Source organism: Muriicola sp. SD30 (assembly GCF_041205185.1).
Taxonomy (GTDB): Bacteria; Bacteroidota; Bacteroidia; order Flavobacteriales; family Flavobacteriaceae; genus Muriicola.
On record NZ_JBGEWB010000001.1, the window covers coordinates 939,352 to 962,828 of the forward strand.

General features: G+C 43.7%; 19 protein-coding genes. 10 read left to right on the top strand and 9 right to left on the bottom strand.

What is annotated here, in order from left to right:
- Window positions 1-63 precede the first annotated feature (63 nt).
- The 6 genes from AB8P51_RS04235 to AB8P51_RS04260 all read left to right on the top strand — a co-directional run bounded on the left by AB8P51_RS04235 (window position 64) and on the right by AB8P51_RS04260 (window position 6,662).
- Window positions 64-2,136, top strand: coding sequence for a hypothetical protein (locus tag AB8P51_RS04235; RefSeq protein ID WP_369747509.1), 2,073 nt, complete (start codon window positions 64-66; stop codon window positions 2,134-2,136).
- A gap of 46 nt (window positions 2,137-2,182) precedes the next feature.
- Window positions 2,183-3,565 carry a caspase family protein gene (locus tag AB8P51_RS04240; RefSeq protein ID WP_369747510.1) on the top strand — a complete coding sequence of 461 codons (1,383 nt, stop codon included), beginning with the start codon at window positions 2,183-2,185 and terminating at the stop codon, window positions 3,563-3,565.
- Window positions 3,566-3,643: 78 nt separating this feature from the next.
- Window positions 3,644-4,552 carry a toll/interleukin-1 receptor domain-containing protein gene (locus AB8P51_RS04245; RefSeq protein WP_369747511.1) on the top strand — a complete coding sequence of 303 codons (909 nt, stop codon included), beginning with the start codon at window positions 3,644-3,646 and terminating at the stop codon, window positions 4,550-4,552.
- Between the two features lie 15 nt (window positions 4,553-4,567).
- Window positions 4,568-5,239 (top strand): hypothetical protein, encoded by a 672-nt coding sequence (locus AB8P51_RS04250; protein ID WP_369747512.1) that lies wholly within the window; start codon window positions 4,568-4,570, stop codon window positions 5,237-5,239.
- A gap of 99 nt (window positions 5,240-5,338) precedes the next feature.
- Entirely contained in the window at window positions 5,339-5,881 is a 543-nt protein-coding gene (locus tag AB8P51_RS04255) for an RNA polymerase sigma factor (protein ID WP_369747513.1), read from the top strand.
- Complete coding sequence (locus AB8P51_RS04260) at window positions 5,871-6,662, top strand: anti-sigma factor domain-containing protein (RefSeq protein ID WP_369747514.1); 792 nt, start codon at window positions 5,871-5,873, stop codon at window positions 6,660-6,662. Before AB8P51_RS04255 ends, AB8P51_RS04260 begins: the two co-directional genes overlap by 11 nt.
- Before the next feature lie 69 nt (window positions 6,663-6,731).
- Here the strand turns inward: AB8P51_RS04260 and AB8P51_RS04265 are convergent, their stop codons facing one another.
- On the bottom strand, window positions 6,732-6,869 hold the full coding sequence (locus tag AB8P51_RS04265; RefSeq protein WP_369747515.1) for a hypothetical protein: 138 nt from the start codon (window positions 6,867-6,869) through the stop codon (window positions 6,732-6,734).
- Between the two features lie 155 nt (window positions 6,870-7,024).
- A complete protein-coding gene (locus tag AB8P51_RS04270) occupies window positions 7,025-8,170 on the bottom strand; it encodes a response regulator (RefSeq protein WP_369747516.1) in 1,146 nt (381 codons plus the stop codon).
- Window positions 8,171-8,390: 220 nt separating this feature from the next.
- Here AB8P51_RS04270 and AB8P51_RS04275 point away from each other — a divergent pair, with 220 nt between their 5' ends.
- Genes AB8P51_RS04275 through AB8P51_RS04285 form a run of 3 tightly spaced genes read left to right on the top strand, consistent with a single transcriptional unit; the run spans window position 8,391 to window position 14,217 of the window.
- Window positions 8,391-11,477, top strand: a complete 3,087-nt coding sequence (locus AB8P51_RS04275; RefSeq protein WP_369747517.1) for a hypothetical protein — start codon at window positions 8,391-8,393, stop codon at window positions 11,475-11,477.
- Entirely contained in the window at window positions 11,478-12,692 is a 1,215-nt protein-coding gene (locus AB8P51_RS04280) for a hypothetical protein (protein ID WP_369747518.1), read from the top strand.
- Window positions 12,685-14,217 carry a cellulase family glycosylhydrolase gene (locus AB8P51_RS04285; protein ID WP_369747519.1) on the top strand — a complete coding sequence of 511 codons (1,533 nt, stop codon included), beginning with the start codon at window positions 12,685-12,687 and terminating at the stop codon, window positions 14,215-14,217. Before AB8P51_RS04280 ends, AB8P51_RS04285 begins: the two co-directional genes overlap by 8 nt.
- A 55-nt stretch (window positions 14,218-14,272) precedes the next feature.
- Here the strand turns inward: AB8P51_RS04285 and AB8P51_RS04290 are convergent, their stop codons facing one another.
- From AB8P51_RS04290 to AB8P51_RS04300, 3 genes are all read right to left on the bottom strand, one after another.
- Window positions 14,273-15,508, bottom strand: coding sequence for a glycosyltransferase (locus AB8P51_RS04290; RefSeq protein WP_369747520.1), 1,236 nt, complete (start codon window positions 15,506-15,508; stop codon window positions 14,273-14,275).
- A gap of 222 nt (window positions 15,509-15,730) precedes the next feature.
- Window positions 15,731-16,969 (bottom strand): oligosaccharide flippase family protein, encoded by a 1,239-nt coding sequence (locus tag AB8P51_RS04295; protein WP_369747521.1) that lies wholly within the window; start codon window positions 16,967-16,969, stop codon window positions 15,731-15,733.
- Window positions 16,956-17,258, bottom strand: a complete 303-nt coding sequence (locus tag AB8P51_RS04300; protein WP_369747522.1) for an STAS domain-containing protein — start codon at window positions 17,256-17,258, stop codon at window positions 16,956-16,958. Before AB8P51_RS04300 ends, AB8P51_RS04295 begins: the two co-directional genes overlap by 14 nt.
- Window positions 17,259-17,469: 211 nt before the next feature.
- Between AB8P51_RS04300 and AB8P51_RS04305 the strand changes: the two genes are divergently transcribed.
- On the top strand, window positions 17,470-19,536 hold the full coding sequence (locus AB8P51_RS04305; RefSeq protein WP_369747523.1) for a tetratricopeptide repeat protein: 2,067 nt from the start codon (window positions 17,470-17,472) through the stop codon (window positions 19,534-19,536).
- Between the two features lie 4 nt (window positions 19,537-19,540).
- Here the strand turns inward: AB8P51_RS04305 and AB8P51_RS04310 are convergent, their stop codons facing one another.
- Genes AB8P51_RS04310 through AB8P51_RS04325 form a run of 4 tightly spaced genes read right to left on the bottom strand, consistent with a single transcriptional unit; the run spans window position 19,541 to window position 23,460 of the window.
- Window positions 19,541-20,248, bottom strand: a complete 708-nt coding sequence (locus AB8P51_RS04310) for a LytR/AlgR family response regulator transcription factor (protein WP_369747524.1) — start codon at window positions 20,246-20,248, stop codon at window positions 19,541-19,543.
- A 2-nt stretch (window positions 20,249-20,250) separates the two neighbouring features.
- On the bottom strand, window positions 20,251-20,574 hold the full coding sequence (locus AB8P51_RS04315) for an Hpt domain-containing protein (protein ID WP_369747525.1): 324 nt from the start codon (window positions 20,572-20,574) through the stop codon (window positions 20,251-20,253).
- Window positions 20,571-22,925: a PAS domain S-box protein gene (locus AB8P51_RS04320; protein WP_369747526.1), complete on the bottom strand. Its 2,355-nt coding sequence runs from the start codon at window positions 22,923-22,925 to the stop codon at window positions 20,571-20,573. Before AB8P51_RS04320 ends, AB8P51_RS04315 begins: the two co-directional genes overlap by 4 nt.
- The gene (locus AB8P51_RS04325; protein WP_369747527.1) at window positions 22,915-23,460 is read right to left on the bottom strand and encodes a heme NO-binding domain-containing protein; all 546 of its coding nucleotides are present in this window, start codon (window positions 23,458-23,460) and stop codon (window positions 22,915-22,917) included. Before AB8P51_RS04325 ends, AB8P51_RS04320 begins: the two co-directional genes overlap by 11 nt.
- Window positions 23,461-23,477 lie beyond the last annotated feature (17 nt).

Here is a 23,477-nt window from a genome sequence, read left to right on the forward strand (position 1 = left end):
TTAGCTGGATTCCTAAGGTATATTGTTAAGACTTCTATATAAATCCCATACCGATTCTATTAAATGAATTTTAAAGCCTTTGTTAAAGAATGTCATGAAAAGGAGGTTTTTAAGAACCTTTCTATTTATATTGTTTCCAGTTGGGTCCTGATACAGGTGTTTTCAGTGATATATGAACCCTTTGGATTGCCTAAAATAAGCATGACCTATCTTTTACTTGTTTTGCTTATCGGATTTCCCTTTTATGTTTATCTGATATGGAGGTATCGATTAAAGCCTCTCGAGTCCAGATTCAGCCGAAGAAAGGGTTTAAAAGTAACATCCAAGTCGGCAGGCTCCGCAGAGGAAATCAAGGGCCTGAAAAAAAGGAAGGTACATTTGCCCGGGGTACATTTTTACAGCCCCTTTCAAAAATTGTACTTCACCTCCCTGTTTGTTATTGCCCTTGTATCTCTCTTCTCTGCCTCCCTGATCGTAAAAGCAAATTTTATCAATCAGGAAGACATGAGTGCCTTTACTTTTCCCGAGGAACCAGACAATGATCGGATCGCCGTTCTGCCTTTTGAAAATAACACCACTGATCCCAATCTGGACGTTGTTGGTAAAATGGCAGTCGACTGGATTATGCATGGGATTACCCAGAATAAAGTAGGGCAGGTGATCTCACCTCAGGTGGTGGAAGATTACACCAATGTACTCAAGGCCAACATGGTACCGACAGGAGAAAATGGTGTACTTAAGGAATACCTCAAACCCTCAAAAGTTGTCACAGGCACTTACTATCTTAAAGACGGCCGATTGTTACTACAGTGCTCAGTTCTGGATGGCAATATGAACAGGACATTGGTATCATTTGAAATAACGGAGTGTGATGCCGATAGCCCGCTTGATTGCATCGAAGCCATAAAACAAAGGGTACTAGGCTATCTCGATTCAAAAGGTATGGCTCAGTTGGCCATGGAAGAAACGCCACCTAATTACACCGCATATAAGTTATGGCTGGAAAGTGATGCCCTGCTCGAATTGCAATCTGATGAACAATTAAAATACATCAATGAGGCTATTGCTGCCGACAGCAGTTTTTTTAAACCTAAGATAGACAGAGTTGCCTACTACTACAACCGGGACCAGTTTGCTGTGGCTGATTCCCTGCTACAGGTGCTGGCAGCTGAAACCGGCACCAAGAAGGAACAACTCAATATGATACAACATTACGAGGCCTGTTTTAAAGGGGATAACCGAACGGCGTACAGAACCTATCAGGAAGAGTACAACGTGGCACCGGTGGAGATCGAACTCAACTTGAGTACCATGGTCCTTGCCCTCCAATTTGTTAACAGACCCCAGGATGTGGACAGCATTTATGCAGCGATTCCTAAAGACGACTTTGATCTTGATAATTGTATTTCCTGTGAGTACCGGTATTTTGTCAAAGGCATGGCCAACCTGGAACTGGAAAAGATAGACGAGACCATTGAATTATTAGAACCCTATGCCCGAACCGCAGGACAGGAGTGGATTAAGGAAGTACTGATGAAAGCCTATGTGATGGATAAGGATCACACAGCCGTTTATGAATTACTGCAACACATCCGTCTTTTAGGGAGGATAGACTACTGGCAGCTGATGATGTTAAAAACCGGACTTGAATACCTGAAAACCGGAGATGAAACCAATGCAAACCGCTATTTTGATGAAGTGCTGGCATATCAGGAGAAAAGGGGGGATTTATTAACCCCGTCAGAAAAAGAACTCAGGGCAGAAATTACATTTTATAAAAAGGACTTTCCTGAGGCAGAGAAAAGAATTGAAGAGGTTTTAACAGTGAGCGCAAATGAAATACCGATGCTTTCTTTTTTAGCGATGTCTTATTATAAGAATGGGAAGGATCAAAAAGCAGAACAAACTCTGGAAAGAATTGAAAATCTGCGAGCCGAATATCAATTTGGAGAAGTGGATTATGCCCTGGCCAGATATTATGCATTTACAGGGCAGGATGTATCTGCCCTGGATCATCTTACAAAAGCAGTGGCTGCCGGAAAACGATTTACAAGTACTACCTTCCAGAATGATGTCCTCTTTCAATCATTAAAATCATCAGAACGATTTCAAAAGATACTGACCTTCTGGTACTAATCAGAAATTAATACCAATACTATTCCACCAGAAAAAAACCAACTCAATGTTCAATTCAGAAAACAATTTTGCCCTCATCATCGGGGTGGGAGGAGATAAAATAGAATATACCGTAAACGACGCCGCGATGCTTCAGGAAAGCCTGATAGATGACAAACTTATTGGCTATCCCAAAGACAATGTGATCCTCAGGACGGAGAAGGAAGCCAGCAGAGAAGGAATCCTTAAAGCCTTTGACGAACTAAGGGAAAAAACCAATGAGGATTCTACTATTTTGCTCTACTACTCGGGACATGGAGGTAAATACAGCGATCAGCATAAATTCTTTCTGCAACCCTCAGACATGACCGCCGATAACGTGGAAGAAACTATGATCACGGCCGAAGAACTCCGGGAAAAGATCAATGCACTTCCATCAAATAAACTGGTGCTGTTTCTCGACTGCTGTCATGCGGAAGGGATGGTACAAAGTGGGATCAAAGGCCTGTACGGGATGGCCCAAAAACTTAATGACGAACAGGGAATCTGGATTATGGCTTCCTGTCAGGACAACCAAAAATCTTATGGTTACGGAGATCATAGTTTCTTTACCCAGGCACTGCTCGACGTACTGGCAGGCCAGCATGTAAGGCCGTTCACCGACCCTGAAGTGAGTATGATGGACGTGGTGGAATACATTTTTAACGAAGTACCTAAAATGGCCAGTAATTGTGAGGACGAGGAAGGTAATGCAATAGTACAGACTCCGTATTTTAAAACGCAGATGTCTGAAAATCTAATCCTGAGTCATTTTCCTCAGAATGCGCATGATCACGAAGCCATCATAGCTGAATTAGAGCCTAATCTGGAAGCCCTTGATGAGGAGAGTTTTATAAGGTTGATTAAATCCATGGAGGCCGTCGGCAGAGTGGAAGACGCAATAGAAGCTCTGAATAAAAACAAAAGGACTAAATCTGATCCCGACCTGATGGAGACCCTGGGCGATCTGTATCGCAACTACTACATAAAACACAGATTGCAGAAGGAAGGTCAGGAGGCCCTGGAAATCTATAAGAAGGCCTATGAACTGGCAGTTAAAACTGATGATGAAGAACAGGTTTTTACCAATTCGGTAAAAGTAGCCTTTATGATGGCTAAGCTCGATCTCAGTAAAAAAGATATGCGGGAATACGCCGCGGTTGCCTTAAGCGCTGCCGACCAATATCCCTACGATAGTGTACCGAAATTTGTAACCATGGCCGAGGCGAGCATTTTTCTGGGCGATCTGGATGCTTCTAAAAAGCATTACACAGTTGTGGATGAAAAGGCAGGGATCAGATACAAAATGAAGTGCTATGAAAGGGCTGTTCTTATTTACGACACACTCTATGACACCAAAAACGAGAAAGACCCTTATATCGAATTTTTAAAGGATACGCTGCTGAGTTAATGGCGCGCTATTTTTAAACATTTTATTTTACGATTTCACTAAAAAACAGTACTTTTCAGTACCAACAAAACCAAACCAATGTCTTCTGAGTCGGCTTTCATCATGTATTCTTCCAAAGATTCACAGCAGGCACATCAATTTGCCGAAAGGCTGATCGATGCCGGAGCACCTGTTTGGATCGATACGATTAATCTTCGTGATATTTCTGAGGATCTGGACGAAGAAGAAGTTATGGAGTCTGCACTTCTCGACTCCAAAGCTGTACTTATTCTCACCTCCCAGAATGCATTGAACGACCAGTTTGTTCGAAACGACAAGCGTTTTGCCCGGGAGAATGACAAAAAAATGATTCTGATTTTGCTCGAGCCATGCGATCTGAGCAAAAAAATGAGATGGAAAAATCTCAGGACGATAAATTTCCATCAGAACGAGGAAGCGGGGATTGACGAAATTCTCGACTTACTAAAGGTGACACGAAAATCTGACCCTGCACCCGCACCCATGGCTGCAGATGAAAGTGTTGAAACCCCGCAGAGCGAACAAAAGAAAGTAAAGTCGGTTACCTCCAAGAGTAGTGTCAAGATCCCTGAAGAAGAGTTGGCCTTGCTCAATGAACTGAAAGACGATATAGAATACTATAAGTTTAAGATGAAGGAACAGATTTCCAAATCAAAAATGTATGCTTATTTGGGAATCGGGGGAGCTGTGATCATTGCCGTCGCTGCCATTTTCTTTATTCCTGAACTCGTTACAAAAGTGAGTGAAGTACAGGATAAAATTCAATGGGCGGGAGGCCTGTTTGGAGGTACCTTACCCACTACCTTCAGTTTTTCATCATTAAACAGTACAAAGGACAAAAAAAAGCGCCTGGAAGGCGTGCAGCTGTTTGAAAAAAAGATAGCTAGATATGAACATGGTGTACTTCCGGTTACAAAAGCCGATCTACTGGCCTTAGAAGATGATTTTGGCATCTACATCAATGCGTAATAATCCCAAATCAGTATGAGTAAACTAAAAGACAGAATTGAGGAGATTAATAAAACGGTCCAGAAAAGCCGAAGAATTAATAACATCCTCTGGATCGTAGTGATCATTTTTGTGGGTACATCCATCTATTTTGCGATAGATGCCGAATTATCCAGGCAACAGGCCATAGAAGAAAAGAATAAAGCAGATTTGCTGGTAATAAAAAATGATTCCCTCTACCAGGAAGCACTTATCGCGAAGAATCAGCTGGCTATCAACGATTCCCTCAAAGAAATAGAGATTCAGCAGTTACTTGCGGCTTCCAATCTGGATCTTTGGGATCAAACCAAAAAAACAAATTCCCTTATTGCTTATTCTGATTATCTGGATAAAACTCCGGATAGCCTTGCACAGGTGAACGCGGCCCTTGAACTGTATTTTAATAAGGAGGGCTATGTACAACTAATAGAGACTAATGGTAATTCTCTTATTGAAGAAGTATCCCTGAGCCTTGAAGGCAAATACGCAAAATTTAAGACAGACCGCAGTGTGCGCAACGGTGCCATAGGTGTGGATAATGCCGGTTCTTCTAATCCGAAACGAATAGGTGTTGTTTTCAAGGGTCAGATCTTTAAAATTGAAAAGGAATTTCCTTCAAATTCCACCTCTTCCAAATCGGTTTGGGCCTTGATCAAATACAGGCAGTAATCTGATTTATCCTTATTAGTGCCCTAAGTAAATCAGCAATCCTTAATTGTAGTCCGGCAACATAGAATCTATTTTTATATTTGCACTCAATAGTAGTTTATGAGTCTGGATTCTCTGGTAAATCGTTTTCAACAAAAAGACATCAAAGCATACGAGCAGTTGTACGCTATGTATGCTGAAAACATAACAGGTGTGATTCATACCATCGTAAGGGATGAACAGCTGGCACAGGAGATTTGTCAGGATGTCTTTCTAAAAATCTGGGACAAGGCAGATAGTTACAATAGTTCCAAAGGCCGATTCTTCACCTGGATTCTCAATATCGCCAGAAATGCCGCCATCGATAAACTACGTTCAAAATCCTATAAAAAGAATAAACAAAACCTTTACACAGATAATTTCGTAGGTACTTTAGAAGATAGCATGGAAGATGACTCCAGGCCCGACACTTCAATTTTAAAGAAGTTGTTGAAAGGGTTAAAGGGAAAATGTGTTTCTGTCATCGAAATGCTTTATTTTAAAGGGTACACACAAAAAGAAGTTGCTCAGGAATTGTCAATTCCTCTGGGGACGGTAAAGACCAGGAACCGGGATTGTATTGGCAAACTCCGAAAAAATATGACATTGTTGCATGGACATTAATGACTACATAGCATCAGGGATACTTGAACTCTACGTTGCCGGGAAGCTCTCCGAAAAGGAGAACCTGGAGGTAGCTGCTATGGCACAAAAGCATGCTGAGGTCAGAACCGAAATTGAAGCAATAGAAAAGGCGATACTTGAACTCACCCGGGCCGTTGCACCAAAGACTGTGCTAGATTTCCAGGAGATCAGGGATAAAATCACAGTACCAGAGACTAAAGTGATTTCAATGGAAAAATCCGGTTCTACCTGGTTTAGCTATGTTGGATGGGCAGCTTCTGTATTGCTGGCAGTGGGTTTACTGTGGATGTACAATAGCAATCAGCAGTTGAGAACAGAAGTAGAAGAAGCGTCTCAGCAAAAATTGCAACTGGAAGAACAGATCGCCAACGCTAACAATTCGCTCGAACAGACAACAGACCTCCTCAATACCATCCGTGAAAAGGAAATATCAGTTATTTCCCTGGCAGGGCAGCAGGTCTCACCAGATTCCTATGCGAAAGTGTATTGGAATAAAAATGAAGAGAAAGTCTATATCGATGCTATGGGTCTGCCGGAGCCTCCTCCGGGGATGGTCTATCAGGTCTGGTCTTTGAAACTCGATCCTTTAACTCCTACCAGTGTGGGACTGCTTGAAGACTTTGTTTCTGATGAGAACCGGATTTTTGCCCTTACCAACGCTAATGAATCAGAAGCCTTTGGTATAACCCTGGAACCTGCAGGAGGCAGCGAGTCCCCAACCCTGGAGCAATTGTATACCCTCGGAGTAGTTTCTTCTTAATAGGAATTTCTGAGAAACAAAAAAGGGACCTGCAATCGCAAATCCCTTACCTTACTTCTGTAAATCCTATTAAATAAGTTTAAGCACTGTAGGTGTCATCACACTGAGGATCATTTCCTTCTGGGTCATATGTACCTCACAGATCTGATAAACCTCCTGGGTGGCGTCAATTCGCAATAAGCCTTTGTAGTTTTTTCTTGTTCGCATGATTTGGGATTTTAAATTGATTTATGTTAAATATAGGTTGACTTTTTATCGAAATATATGTCGCTTCGCTCCGAGGAATCCTTTTATAGATAGATGGCACAGAAGTATCGATTAAGAAAAACCCCTTCCAGTGAAGGGGCCTTAGGTTGGTTTAATTATGCCCGGTTGTAGTGGAAAGCGATTTGCCCAAGTTGCCCGATGATTTTAACCGAATCTTTCATTGACAGTTTAGAGCCATCGGCATGAATCCACCTTTTCAGGGGTTGTTCACAAATAAGCTTTTTGGCCTGGTCTTTCCCGTAGAATTTCTTCATTCGCATAAAGATCTCCACATCAAACAACCAACGTGTAATGAACTTTTTCTCAAAGATAGGAGCCACCATATCGCTCTTCATAATCTTTGCTCCGCACTGGGTATCCTTAAATGGCATCCCCAAAATAGTCTGAATGATGATATTGATGGTTTTACTGATAATCTTCCGGGCTGATTCCTTGGTGATATCAGCACCCATTCTGCTGATACGGGACCCGCTTACGATCTTAAATTCAGAGTTTTCAAGGGTCTTTACCAAATCATCAAAATCTCTGAAATCGGTAGACAAGTCGGCATCAAGATACCCTAAATAGTCGAATTGAGGGTCTTTAGACAAATGCAGTATTCCCTGGCGAACGGCTTCGGCCTTTCCGCCATTTTTCTCACAATTGTAAACGCTGATGGTATCTTCATTTCCTTTTCGGAGTTCATTTAAAACCTCCAGGGTGTTATCGGTACTCCCATCGTTTACAAAACAAAGGTGGTAACCAAGATTTTCGGTGGCGAACTTCTGGAACACTGCACTCGATAGTCGTTCTTCCTCATTGTAACAGGGGATTACAATACCTACACAATATTTCTGTAACATCTGGTTGTTCTGTTCTGATCTTTTCCCAACCGGAATAGCACATGTCCCGAGAATTCGCTCGATTCGCGCTGCCATTTCATTGAGGCTCACTGGCTTCTTCATATAATCATTGATACCCAGGTCAAATCCGTCAACAATTATGTTTTCATCTGTATTACCAGATAAAACAAGGATGGGGGTTTCGGCAGACTGAGTGATTCTGATGTACTTCACTACATCGAGTCCGCTCATCCCCGGCATGTTGATATCCACAATGACCATGTCAGGATTAAAATCGTCGTAGAGGGCGATTCCTTTTTCTCCTGTATCGGCTATGCGAACATCGTATCCTAATTCGGCAAGTTTTTTTTCTACAGACAGCAAGATGAGTTGCTGGTCGTCAATGGCTAAAATTTTCATAGGTTAAGTATTAAATTCTTATTTGGGTTAAGCGAATTCAGATTCTATTTTATCTGATTTCTGAAACAAAAGTAGCCAGACCTGCTGTCCAAAATGAGGCTGAAGAGGTGAATGACGATTTTCTGTAGGTGAATGGAGGCCTTGTACCTGTGATCGATAATGCCCCAATACCACAATATATCTACATTTATAATGTTATATTTTCCTACAGTAATTAGAAATGAAGCAAACAAATTTGTTATTGTTGCTTGCCCTGGTAATTGGGCTTGGGTTTCATGGTTCGGCCTTGTTCTTTACGCTGGAGTCAACTTATGATGCGCTTATTCATTTGTTCTTTGCAGATCATTACGCTACCCAATGGTGGGAACCCTGGGAATACCGTTGGTATACGGGGTTTACGGTAATGGGCTATCCCCCCCTGGCGCATCAGATGATGGCGCTTTTTTCGTTTCTTGGCGGACTTAAGTTTGGCCTGTATTCAGTAGCCCTGGCCGGGATCGTCTTGTTTATAACAGGGGCCTATCGCTTTGGGCTCTTGTTAACCGGAAATAGGCGTATAGCGGGATATACCGCTTTACTGGCCGTTGGCTCTTCCACCTTTATAGAAACCCTCCACGTATTTGGGCAGTTGCCGAGCATTATCGGACTTTCGGTCTTATTGCACGCCTTGCCGGAGATTTACGAATGGATACGGACCGGCCGGGGGATAAAACTGCTGATGGCCTTATCCCTGATCGCTGTCACCGTAACCTCGCACCATGTCACCCCTATCTTCGGGATGGTATTTTTTATTTTTCCCCTGATTGGGATGGCTATTATGGATGATGCGAGGGAAGGTGTGGAAAACGCAAAGCAAATCACATTTAAGGTATTTCTGGCCTCCTTTAGAAAGCTCTTCTGGAGAATCGTGTGTTTTGGAATGGGATCTCTCGCCCTGATCATCGTATGCATTCTGCCTTACTGGATCAATTCGAAACAAAATCCAATCACCCAGGTCCCTATACCACATGGTTCCAGGGATAACTTTCTTGAAGTGACCTCCTCCGGACTCGTATTTTTTCTCATCCCATGGGGAATACTACTATTTCTTCTGCCTTATATCTATTACAGGTTCTACAGCAAAAGATATCTCTTCTTCGGTATTTCGTTCAGTATCCTAACCCTGTTGGGCACAGGAGGAACTACGCCACTACCCAGAATGCTCCTTGGGGATACTGCCTTCAACATCCTGACCCTGGACCGATTTACCCTATGGGCTACTATAATGGCGCTACCTGTTTTTGCGGAATTTATGTACCGCCTGGTTGAAGGTGATCTAAAGGAGAGCCTTAAGAAACGATTTGGAGCCATCTATCACCGATTGATAGGAGGGTTTTTAGTAGGAGGAATTCTGATTATGGTCATTTTCACCATGAGTTTGGGCTATTTCAGACCATCCCAGCCCCAGAAGATCAAAATGCTGCCTATTGTCAATTTCCTGAACCAGGATATGCATGATCAATGGCGATACCTCACCCTGGGATTTGGGGATCAGATGGCCTGGCTGGCCGCACAAACCAACGCCATGACGGTAGATGGGAATTACCATTCGGCAAGACGACTTCCAGAGCTGACCACCAAGGCCATTGAAAGACTGGAAAATTCAAAATTCAGGGGAGTGGAAGGGATAGGATCCCTACAGCAATTTCTCACCGTCCCGGAGAAATACAACCTGAAGTACATTTTTTCCAACGATAAATTTTACGACCCTATCCTTTATTTCTGCGGATGGCAGCGACTGCAACAACTAGAAAACGGCATAATGGTATGGGAGCGGCTAAACGTTCCGCCATTACCAGCCATTATTCCAAAGGAGGATGTGCCTGTCTACCTCAAAATTATGTGGGGAACCATCCCTGTCCTAACAGTCTTACTCGCTTTCTTCCTGAATATCCGCCTGCTCTGGTTCAGAGCTACTAAGCAAAAACAACTCCCGGAGCCTGCTTATATGTTCTCCTGGAAAAAGCCTGAACATTTTCGCCCCGGCCTGATCAATCTAAATCAGGTATGGGCTTTGCTCGTTTTATTGATCCTGGCCTATGGAGGGTACAAGTTCTATCTGGAGAACAACGCACAGAGATCCCCGGAAAATGTAGTCAGGGCCTATTACGATGCCCTGGACTTTAAGGAGTTTGAAAGGGCACATTCCTACCTGCTACCCTCTTCAGGGGTATCCCTGGATCAGTATATGCTGGAGGTTTCCGTTACCGATGGTATTTTGAGTTCCTATGCCAAACTCGATTCGATAGGAGTGGAGCTGGTCTCTTCCTCAGATAGGATGGCCAAAGCAGCAGTACACACGGTCTGGATTACACCCTTGGAGACCATTAGAAAATCGGAATCGCGACAGCTTGTCAAAGAAGGAAGTAGCTGGTACCTCCTCCCGAATTCTCCCCAAAAGGATATTCCCCCGGATCAACTCCTGACCTCAAACACAACAAGTTTTTATAACCATGGCAGGCGGAAAATTACCACTCAGCAGACTTATAACGAGGATGTGCTGGAGCAGCCTGTTCTGGAGGTACTGTCGGCAAGTCTGGTAAAGAACGGGGATCAATATGCCATCATCGGGGAGATACAGAACCTGGATCGCGTCCCGGCCGATGTTACCTTACAGGCCACCTTGTACAACGAGGAGGACACGGCGCTTACAGCATACAACGCCAAGTATCACATCAAACACAAGCTGATGCCAAAGGAGGTGACCTCTTTCAGGATTAATTTCGAAAAGATCGCCTGGAGGGAGCAAGAGGAGGAAATGCCGTCAACCTTTGATCCTGCTCAATTCAGCCCTGTAAATCTAAAGGAGCTGCCCTTAAAATTTAACCTGCAGTGTGCTGCCAATGTGGCTATAACAGATTTATATAAGGAAGTGGCCCTGCAACAGCTGACAGTTGATAAAAATGAACTGAATGGAACACTTTTTAATGCCGGAGTGCAGGAGGTAACGGTCCCGCAGGTGTTGGTTTCCTATTATGATAAGGATCAAAACCTCTTATGGGTAGACCATAGCTTCGTACAGGAAGGGATACGCGTTCAAAGGAAGCAGGAATTCAGTCATCCACTACCGGATCTGTCCAAAACAGAGATCATTTCAAGGAATATGGATAATTGCTTTGTAAATGGCCTGCCAAATGCTGCTATATCCCATAAAATATTCCAGGAAGGACGGCAGGATTACAAAAAGGAATTCCTCCAAGCCGTGCCCGGGAATTCATTCGAATTTATAAAAATAGAACTTGACCATTTTATTGGTAATCCGAAATAGATGAGGTATGTGATCTACATATTGATTGCTTTGGTTTTGAGCTGTTCTGAAAAGGACATCCCGGACAAGGATATTTCTATTACTCCCCTGGAAATTCCTGAAACTGCTGTTGCAGGGCAGGAGGTTGTTTTCAGTTTCGATATAGAAGGGGAGGGGAAACCCAGATTACTCTTGAGCAATTCATTAGGACAAAGCTTGGTTGATGGCAACAGGGAAGGCGATAAGTTGACTTTTCTTCTCCCGGATTCGTATTCACAGAAGACCGGGCCTTGCCGATGGTTTCTCATTTTTGATGGATCAATCCTGGCGGCAGATGAAATAAAAATCACCCAGGCTCAACCCAATGCCCTGATAGAGACATATTTGGGTCCGGGGAACATCTATGTGGGAGGAACCGATCATAGCATGTTGGTTTCCGTTCCTACCGATATTTATGACAATCCGTTGGCTGATGATACAGAGATGATCATAAGTACACAGAGCACAGAGCTAAGGGAAGATTATCCTGTTAGAACAAATACGCTTATTGGCTGGCAACGCTTCTTTTCCGGGGAAAAGGCCTCCCGGATCTTTTTAGCTGTGTCCTCAGGTGAAACTACCTCCAAAGAACTGACGGTAGACACCCATCCCGCAGTTCCAGCTGATTTTGAGATCTCCTATAGCCAAAACCATAATTTCGCCGATGGCAATCAGGTCGTCACCTTTAGCACGTCCGTTATCCGCGACCGTTACGGTAATATAGTAAGCGATGGAACCCTGGTTTCTTATCTGATTACTACTAGAGCAGGGAGCATCCTGAAAACCCAGGGGAGTACTATCAATGGAATTGCCAAAGCCAGGCTGCTGCATCCGGAGAGGGCTGAGGAATGGAAGGTGCAAGGTAGAGTAGCCGGCGCGGCGGAAAGCAATGTCATCTCCTTAAATTTTCTTCCTGTTATCCGTTCTTTCCAATTGGAATGGGATGCTGAAACCAAAACCATCCGTGTAGGGCCGGTAACCGGTTTCCTGGAACAGATCCAACCCGACGGGATGAAGATACTTATATACCTGTTTGATGGCCAGGGTAACCAGTTGGGCGAATTCAGTGAGGTTCTCTCGGAAGGATATGGTGAAATCAGCCTCAATTCTGAACAATTCGACCCCGGATCATATGAGGTAAAGGTCGACCTTGGGGGTACGGTTCGTGAACTTAAAATTGAAATAAAGGATGAATAGCCGTAATAAGAATCTGTACAGGGCCTTGTTGCTCCTCGCTTTTGTGGGGATCAATGCTGCAATTCTATTCGGGATTGGTGCGGTTTGGGTCTATATGAATTCGGGTGCAGACAAAGCCTCCATCCTCCATCTCACAACCGGGGCAGGGGACAACTATCAGCCAAAGATCGTATGGGAAGAATTGGAAAATGAGGGCAGGCCTATGGAACAACAGACCTTGCTCGATATTCAAAAAGATTATCTGCGGTCATGGTATGTTAGAAATGTGGCCTTTGCGAGCAATGACCCCTATGGCCTGGACGACTATTTCACGGATAGTATGCGCGTAAAATTAAAGAGGGTTCTGGAATTGAACAGGACCAATGGGACAACTGTAAAACAAACTACTCTAACGCATCATCCCAGGCTCGAATTTTACAGTTCGGATGGCAAGCTGGTTGTGTTCACAGATCAGGATGTTGAAGCGTATAATGAGGTTTGGCAAGGTGAAGAAAAACTTCATACCGCCCGTCAGATCAATTCCTATCGCGTGCTGATGCTTCTGGAAGACGGCTTCTGGAGGATCAGGCATTTTGAAGAGATCGAAACACCTGAAGAAAGTGTTTCAACTCAAAATTTTGTTAGCCAGGCTAATTTTAAGGACCTGAAAGGATTGAACTATTACCCTGCAAAAACCCCCTGGGATTTGTTTGGAGTTGATTTTGATGGAGATACGATCAAATCCGACTTTCAGAAGATCAATCAAATGGGACTGAATACGGTGCGGATTTTTATTCCGTATCAGGATTTTGGAGAAGCTGATGTCAAGGAGGAAAAACTTGATAAACTAAAGACTGTGTTCGATCTGGCGGAAGAATCAGATCTCAAGCTTTTGGTGACCTTGTTCGATTTCTACGGAGATTACGATTTGATGGACTGGAACAGGACCCACAGGCATGCAGAAACCATAGTAAGTTCTGTTAGAGAGCACCCCGCACTATTGGGTTGGGATATCAAGAATGAACCCGATCTCGATTTTGAGTCCCGGGGAAAAGCTGAGGTGCTGGCCTGGCTGGAAGAGATGATCAGGCAAATAAAGAAGTTTGATCCGGATCACCCGGTAACGATTGGATGGTCTTCTGCTAGTGCTGCGGTTCACCTTACCGAAGAGCTTGATTTCATTTCCTATCACTTTTATGAATCACCCGAAATGTTTGCGCCGTCCCTTTCTGAAGTGCGCAGCCAGATTAATAATAAACCGGTTATGATCAGTGAATTCGGGATCTCTTCCTACAGCGGCATCTGGAATGTCTTTACGAGTTCCGAAGAAGATCAGGCTAATTATTATTCCAAAATGGTTTCACATTTCGAAAAGGAGAATGTTTCATTTCTCTCCTGGACCCTATACGATTTTGAAAACATTCCGGTGGAAGTTGTCGGGCGTTTACCCTGGCGGCGAGCACCTCAAAGGAATTATGGTCTTATCGGCAGAGATGGCAGGACGAAACGTGCTTACGAGTTTATGAAGATGATCTCTAAAAAATGAAATGGGCGCCATTACAAGAACAGCGCCCACTTCTACTTAACCTAACCAAAATTGTTTAGTCCGTTTTAACTACCGTCTCGTTTTCTTTCGTTGTGATCGGAGAGAAGGTTGGCAGATTCTTGTATTTGATTGCCTTAAAATAGTCAGTATACATTTGTGTAATGTCTGACATAGGCAGGGAACAGGCCGCTTTGTAATTGGTTTGTCCCAAGTTTATCCTGTAAGCTTCATCCACTAATATCCTTTCTATGGCGTCGGCTAATGAAGCTGTATTTCCAGGCTCAAAGAATTCACCGGAATAGCCTTCTTCTCTGACGAGGATCCCCAGGTCACCAAGGTCAGGAAGAGCTACTGCTTTTCCATAGCTTCCGGCCTGGTGCAGCACCCCAGAACTCCCGGTAGTAGAGGTATAAGGAAAAACAGCTACAGCGCTTTCTCCAAAAAAACGTGGCACATCCTCTTCGGCGACATAGCCAGTGAACTTCAATTGTGATACATGGGCGTATTTTTCTGCCATTTCATTTAAATAGCCGGGGGTATTAGGGCTATCCGTACCTGCGATCACGATCTCAATGTCTTCTGTACTCCGATTTCGGATCATTTCCACAGCTTCGATCAGGATCTCCACTCGTTTGTAGGTTCCGAATTTTCCAAATGCCATAACTTGTTTAGGTCCGGCAGGTAAACTGTAATCCGGTTCCGGAGGAGTTTCAAAGGATCCGTGGGGGATCAGGGCAATATTACGTGCCTTGTACTTCTTCTCCAGGATGCTGACGTATTTGCTGATGGTTACAGCCACAACATCTGAGGCCAGAACAAATCGCGTTAGCATGCCTCCAATAAAATTGTAGACTTTCTGGAGTATTTTGTTCTGAGTGATCCCGGCATTTTCCAGGTCAACCTGTTCCAGGATGTTGTGGATTAGGGAAATGGTTGGGATACCCTGTATCTTACAAAAGAAGGGAGCCAGCAAGCCTAAAGCTGCAGGGACTTTCTTGTCTCCGAACTTCAGGAACTGGAGATTGAATAGCACAGCGTCTGCCTTAGATTGTTTGACAGCTTTTAAAATACCGAACAAATTGAAATAATTGTTGAAATCCCAGGCTTCCTTCACGGTGATCTTACATCCTTCTCCTTCAAAAGAGAGATCTTTCTCTTCCGTGGTTCGGTCAGTGATCAAAACGATTTCGGTTACTTCGTCCTGAAGACGAAAATGTTTTACCAGGTGGTAGCCGTATTCCGTCAGTGTTACTTTACTCGGAGGATAGGCGGTTACAATAGCAAGTTTCATAGGTTAAGATTTAAATTGTTATTTACATGGCAAATATCCTTCAAAACTCCTGTTATTATTGAGCTTAAGGGGTAAAGACACCCTAACTGTAGACGAATGGAAAATCCCTGTCGGTAAGAGGTAAATGGCAGTACTAAAGAGTATAGGAGGAGATCTTGCTGTAAATAAGAAAGGACCAGCGGCAATATGCTCGACTGGTCCTCTTCTCTGATAATGGACTTTTTACAGGCCTCTTTTCTTCAGCAGGAAGAATAGCAATTGCGAACCCAAGAGCAAGAGCATAATTCCGATCTGAACCTGGACAACTTGTTCCAGGGAGGTGTGAAACAAACTGATCGCGGCGATCTGTGAAAGTCCAAGTATTCCTGAAATGACCACAGGGATATATCGATCCAGGGATAAGAAATAATAAGTAAAGATATTTCCGATGGCAAAAAGCGATGTTGCCAGGGCATACTGCCACAAGAGGTTAGCCATAGACAAATAGGCATCTCCGAACATCAGTTGGATGATCAGTTCCGGGAACAGGTAGCAGGCGGTGATAATGGATAAGGAAAGCAGGATGACATATCCTACGTACTTAAATAGTATTGGAGTGGTGGCCTCTCCGTTCTTCTCTTTCTGAACTACAACCGGTAATAGGAGCATCACAAACATCCATGCAACAAAATACACTACCCGCCCGATAAGAGCCAGGGAAGCGTATAATCCTGCTTCATTAGCCTCAAAATAATGCTTCACCATCAGCACATCACTGTTATTGATAATGATCTGGGTAATTTCATAGCCCAGGGTCAGGATCACAAATCGGTTAACACGTCTGGTGTATTTCTTGTCAAGAAGGGAAGGTCTGGCGATGGAGATTCCCTTGAAATTTGAAGGAATCAACCCAAAGAGAAAGGAAAATGCAATTCCTATGGCTACCGAAATTGCCGGATCCCAGGGGCAGAAGACCACGAATGCCAGGGTAATGAGCAATCGGCTCCACATCTCAGTCTGATAAGTGATAGAAAGTAGGTTGAAGTTTTGATGGCCCTGGTAGGTTCCGCGATTTACGCTCATAACAAAGTAGAGGGGTATTCCGAAACCAAGGGCAACAAACATATAGGGGGATTCTGTGCGAAACAACATCTGCAGGTCTTTGGCAAAATAAATAAAGACGGCTGCTACAAGCGTTCCTACTGCAAGTGCCTGTTTATAGGTCCGATTTCGGAAACTCTCCCAGTCTCTGCCGGAAAAAATGACCGCAAATTTCGTCGTGGCCAACTGGAATGTCATCCCGAGAAAGGACAATACCAGAAGCAGTGTTACAAGTAAAGCGGCGTCGGCGTAGGCCTCAGGCCCCAGCAGTCGGCCCAGTAAAAGATTATACAGGTAATTACCCCCGTTTACCAGGAGTACGCTTCCCATAAAGAGTTGTTCGGGACTTACTTTCTTCAGTAAAAGTTTAAATGCGGTCATTGCTGAGGATATAAGTTGTTCTTGTTTGCTGCATCACCTGCTTTACAGAATCATTGTGTTGCCCGATGATAGTAAGTACTTTATTGGAAGCTGCTGTATTACAGTATTCCTGTTCCAGGATCTTTGTACTTGTCGGATCTATACTGTCTATATGATCCAATGAAAGAATTAGGAATTCCTTCCTTCTTCTCGAAATTTCCAGATGCCTGCTGAGGCTATTCATATTCTGGGCGTTTAAATGTCCCCAGACCTCAATCATCTCATTATTCTCTTTGATTTTTAAAGCCATAACTAAATATTTTGGTTAAGTATTTTTTGTACTTCTGAGGTCAAATATCTATCCATCTGACGTTTTTTTTCGGCCGGTTTAGGTGGATGGTAGTTTGCTGTAGACGAATGGACAAAGTAGCCCTTCCGGTGCGGCAGACACCGCCGTACCTTTACATCACCAAAGAAACCGATAGATAAGGGAATTCCTTTTTTATCAAAATACTTAACCTATGAATGCTAAAAGATTAATGATCGTCGCCCTTTTTATTTTCCAGTCTGCTATGGGGCAGCAGTTGATGGATGAAGGCTTCAAACTCCTGGAATCCGGAGATTTTGAAAAAGCTGAAACCTTTTTCGATGCCTATCTGCAAAAAGAACCCTCTAACAAAACAGCCCTGATCTGCTATGGAAGGGCGGTCGGACTCAGTGGAGAACCCAAAAAGGCGATAGCACATTTCGAAGTTCTGAAGGCACAGTACCCCCAGGATTTTGAGATCGCTGTCAATTATAATGAGGCTTTTTTGTGGGATGGACAGTTCAAAGAGGCAAGACCTCTTTACGCATCCCTTTTGGAATTGTATCCGGATTCATTTGTAGTACGATTGGGTTATGCGAATACCCTCAGCAATCTTAAGGAGTATCCCGAAGCCCTTGTCTGGATCAATAAAACCATCGCCCTGAATTCAACGAACACCAGTGCAAGGGTTTCCAGGAAGTATATCAGGCTGGGATATGCCGATTCATTGATTAAAAAGAAAAACTATTCCAAAGCCCAGGAACTGCTAAAGGAGAACTTTTCAGACTTTCCTCAGGATAAAGAGACCCTTATAAGCCTTGCCAACCTCTACCTGATCCGGAAAGAAGTAGATAAGGCAAAGGAAGCTTATATCGCCATGGCGACAACGGAAGCAGATTCGATCAGGGCACTTAACGGAATGTCTCTTGCAGAACATATTGGAAAGAATGACCGATATGCCTTGTCGCTGGCTGCCCAGGCTTTGGAGAAGGCACAACTGATTGAGGATGAGGTCCTGAAAAGTCAGACCCGGGAACGATATGTACAGGCCCTGATCTGGAATTCGAGCTATGCCAAGGCAAAAACACAGATCGACAGCCTTGAGCAAGCCCTGCCCAACGAAGTTTGGGTGAAGGCCCTCAGAGCTACCCTCGGGATGTACACGGCAGATTTTGGGGTAAGCATTGAAGAGTACGACGATATTCTGGCAATTGACAGCACTTCCTTCGACGGAAATCTGGGTAAAGCTAATGCCCTGTTTGCCTCAGACAGGATCATCCCGGCATACAGAGCGGCTTTTAAGACCCTGTCTGTCTTCCCAGGCCAACCTGATGCACAAGGGCTGGTGGAAAAGATCAATGGACTGCATATCCCCACCACAGAGGCCAGAGCCTTTTATACCTTCGACAATGGGAACAATATTGCCTATGGGAATCAGGTGAGTGCGAATATCCCATTCTCGACCAAATTCAGGACCACCCTATCTTATATGTACAGGAATACAGAGAACACACTGACCTCAAACCAGGCCCTTTCGAATATTCTGCTGGGGGGGATAACGTATAAAATTATGCCTAATACCAAACTTAAAGCAGTGGCAGGATTCAACTTTGCCGGTTTTGACGACCGTAATTATGCACAACCCATTTTAGACCTACGGCTACAGATGAAACCGCTTAAGCTTCAGAATTTGGAGGTGGGCTATCAGCGGGAAGTACAGAATTTTAATGCCGACCTGATTGAGCGGGAGATCGTGATGAACCATTTTGGTTTGAATTACAATCTGGGGACAAATTTTAACCTCGGATGGTATACCCAGGCCATGCATACCCGTCAAACTGATGGGAATACCCGCGATCTTATTTTCAGTTCGCTCTACTACAACCTCTTTAAGATCCCGGCGGTGAAAGTTGGATTAAACTATCAGTACATCTCCTTTTCAGAACAGATTCCAACCATCTATTTCAGTCCGGAAAAATATCAGGCCGTTGAAATATTCGGGGATGTTCGTGGATCTTTTTCGGAAAAGACCTCATACTATTTTAATGGGGCAGCGGGGTCTCAGAAGGTGGAGGATGATCAGTCATCGGCTGTATTCAGAATGGAAGCTGGTTTCAAACACCAGTTTGCCAACAGGCTGGGGGTAGAGCTTTATGGAAAATACAGCAACATCGCTTCAGCTACTGCCACGGGCTTCGAATTCACAGAAATAGGATTCAAGGTGCAATGGAAGATTGCCAAAGCACCTCTTTTCTACAAAAAGCTATTGGCCAGGCTGTAGGTGCTTAAAGCAGGTTTAACCTGCGCATCAATTCAGGTCGGTTTGATCGACTGATTGGGATCACATTCTTTTCTATCAGGACACTGTTGTCCTCTATATCGATGATCTTGGTAAAATTGATGATATAAGACCTGTGGATTTGCAGGAAGAGCTCTCCGGGTAGTTTCTCCTTAATCTTCTTCAGCGTATTGTGTACCCTGTAGTCTTCTTTGGTGGTCTTTACCTCAATATAATCTCCTTTTGCCTCTATGAACAAAATGTCATCAAATTTGAGTTTGATTAGGCGCCTGTCTATATTGATATAGAGTTCATCCCCCATACTTCCGGAACCGGCATCAGCCTGTGTTACTGGCTGGGACGAGAGGGAATTTTTTACTTTCTGAATCGATTTAGCAAAGCGTTCGGGGGTGATAGGTTTTACGAGATAATCTACAATAGCCTCGTATTCGTAGGCCTCAATGGCAAAATTTGTATCGGAAGTTGTGAGGACCACCTTAGGTGGATTCTTGAGCGTTTGCACAAAATCAATACCCGTAAATCCAGGCATATGGATGTCGAGAAATACCAGGTCTATATTTTGCTGGTTGAGGAATTTTATAGCATCTATTGCATTGGAGAACTCCTCGATGACATCCAGTTCTGGGGTATTTGCACATAATTGGGAAACAATGGCCCTTGCGGTTGCCTCATCGTCTATGATTATACAGGTCATGGTCAAATGGTCTTTAGGTAGGTTTCAATGGTTTTTAAAATCGATTCGAATGCTGCAGAATTGTGGGTATTGCCCTCTTTTAATTCCTCTTCGTATTCCACGGCGATCCCGTAGCCCTGCTCAAGGCCAAGAATATTGAGTTTGTGTTTTAGTTTGTGAACGATCAGGGCTGTATCCTGAAAACGTTCTTCCTTCAAAGTATTGTAATACTCTTCTTTTTCCCCGGGAAATTCGTCCTTTAAGATAATGATAAATTTATCTTCAAAAGCTTTGTCATCTCCGGCCAATTGTTTGATATATGAAAGATTAGGTTGTTCCACGATCATTTTTTTAAGGTGAAATAAAAGGTTGTTCCTTCTCCTACTTTACTGTCGAGCCAGATCTCTCCCTGGTAAAGGTCCACTATCTTCTTTACTATAGAAAGGCCAATTCCTGTTGACCGTTCGCCTGAACCTATAGACTGAAAGATCTTAAAGATCTTATCGTGATATTCTTTGGGGATCCCAACTCCATTGTCACGAACGTAAAATTCCCAATTATCTTTCTTTTCAGTAACACCAATTGAGACAATTCCTTCCGATTTATCAATGTTGATCACAGCATTGCTGATCAGGTTCTGGAACAGCTGGTGCATTTTGGTGGCGTCGGCCTGAAGGGTAGGGAGGGGATCCATGATGATCACACTAACGTGATCGGGGATGAAAATAATCTCCCGGATGTCGCTGACCACCTGGTTGAGGTCTACAGGTTTTTTTTCAAGGGTCTCGCTTTTAATACTCGAATATTTTAAGATCCCGTCTATGAGTTTCTCCATTCCCTCTACTTTTTCCTGCATCATCTGCAGGTTGTAGATACCACTATCGTCTAGCAGGTCTTTATAATCATCATGCAGCCAGGTAGCTAAAGCGCTGATACTTCTAAGCGGAGATTTAAGATCATGAGATACAATATGGGCATATTCCTGCAGCCCCTTGTTGCTTTCCTCCAATTCGGCGAGGAGTTCTTCTTTTTGAAGTTCCAGGTTTTTCTGAGCGGTAATGTCGAGATGGATCCCTATAGATCCCACAACTTTACCCGTTTCATCGTACCTGGGCGCCCCACTTAATAACCAGTGATTGGTTTGTCCTGATTTGGTCACTACTTTTACTTCATAGGAATCAGATTTACCCTTCAGGCGTTCCTTCCCCTTTTCTTCAATTAGGTTTTTCTCATGAACTTTAAGGATCTCACTAGCTTTCTGCCCCAATAATTCTTTTTCTGAATACCCGCTCATTTTACAAAAACTCTGGTTCACCAATTGGATCACATCCTTATTGTCTACCTCTATAAGCCCGAGATTCATATTGGCAATAATGCTCCAGTATTTTTCTTTCTGATTTTCGAGGTTAGTTTTGTAGTTCTTTCGGATGGTGACATCGTTATACGTCCAGAGATGCCCCTTGTAAACCCCGTTGTTGTAAATTGGAATGTAATCCCGTTCGAGGATTCGGCCGTCTTTCATTTCCAGTTCATCAGACAATACCAGTTTTCTGGATTTCAGGATCTCATCGATGCGTTTGACAAAAGCTTTAGGGTCCTTGAAGTGATGCTTGCTCTCTTCAGCGGCATTGGAGCAATCAGCCCCTTTCAGTTGTTCCGGGGACACAGGGATCTCGAAGAGATCACAAAACATCTGGTTGGTTAACGAGATCTTTCTGTCCTCATTTTCAAGTAAGACACCGGTTTGGAGATTGGAAATAAGGGTCGCCAATCGGTTTTCGGAGGCCTTGATCTGTTCTTCCGCTTCTTTTTCCTTGGTGATATCCTCAACAATGGCCACTTCGTAGGCGATTTTCCCTTCGGGATCTCTCACCGCACTTACCGAAGTCTTTGTGGTAAGTGTATCACCCGATTTTTTAATAAATCGCTTGATCACCGAATAGTTTTCCAGTTTACCCTGAATCATCTGCTCGTGTAATTCCTGACTGACCTCTTCATCCTCAGGGTCAGAAATGGCATTTACGGTGAGTTCTTTTAACTCACTTTCACTGTATCCCAGCAAGTTCGCAAAGGCTTTATTGGCCCTTATGAATTTACTATTTACGGTCAGTACAATTCCAAGGGGGGAATTCTCAACGATGATATCCAGCTGTTTTTTCTGCTCAGACAACAGGGCTTCCACTTCACTTTCCTTAGTGATGTCCCTGATGATACCCTGTGCTGCAATGGGGTTTCTGTCCTTGTCGTAGATAAGGCTGCTGTTAACCTGCACGAAACGTATCGATTTGTCCTTTACTACGATCTTCGCCCTATAATTTTTCAGCGTACCTACTTCGTACAGTTTTTTGAATGATTCTTTGGTGTATTCCAGGTATTCCGGGTGGACCAATTGACTCAGATTGATAGGTTCTTTGGTATGGTCGTATCCCAAAAGTTGTTTTGCCGCGGCATTCATCCGAATGACTTGCCCATTGATGTCCATCACCAGGTAGGGATCCACTATGTTGATAAAGACACCTTCCAGTTCGGAGGTCTTTTCGCTCAACAGGTTTTCGAGTCGGGCATTGGTATCTTTGAGTTGCCTTGAAGTATCGTAGAGTTCCTGAGATTTCTCTTCCAGGATCATCTCGGCCTGCCGCCTTGCCTTTTTCTGGCGTTCCAGCGCCTTTTTCAGCAAAGTAACCTCTTTACCATCCATCCTGGACAATGTCAAATTTTACCTGAGTTCCGTCTTCTTTCAGCAATTCATAGGAAATCTGTGCTGAGGCATTAAAATGTGTGAATGTTTTCTCCATAAGTCCGTGTGCCAGGCTATAAAGTCCGCGTGAAGACGAATAGATCATGGAGAGACTGTTCTCGCTTTGCTCCACGACAGTAAAACTGGGAAGTTCCGCATCGGGATACAGTTTTTTCCCATGCACATGGATATGGTCCTCTATTGAGATGAGGAGGGCCAGGGGCGATTTGTAGTTTTTTATGATCTCGGGATGGGCTTTCCCTAAGCTGTCGAACAGGTATAGTCCGAAGGTATGCAGCAGATCGTTTGCCGGCATTTCTACCGTCTTGCTGAGGTTGGTCAGTAGTGAGACCATTTCGTTAAATTCGTATGTACCGACAGAGGTGTAGATTCCTTCCGATTGAAGGTTGGATTCTTCTATGATCTGGTCTGTAACTTCCAGCCCAAAGGTTTCCTCCACCATTTCGAGAAACTCTGTAAAAACAATTCCTTTCATAAATTTTATAACTGCCT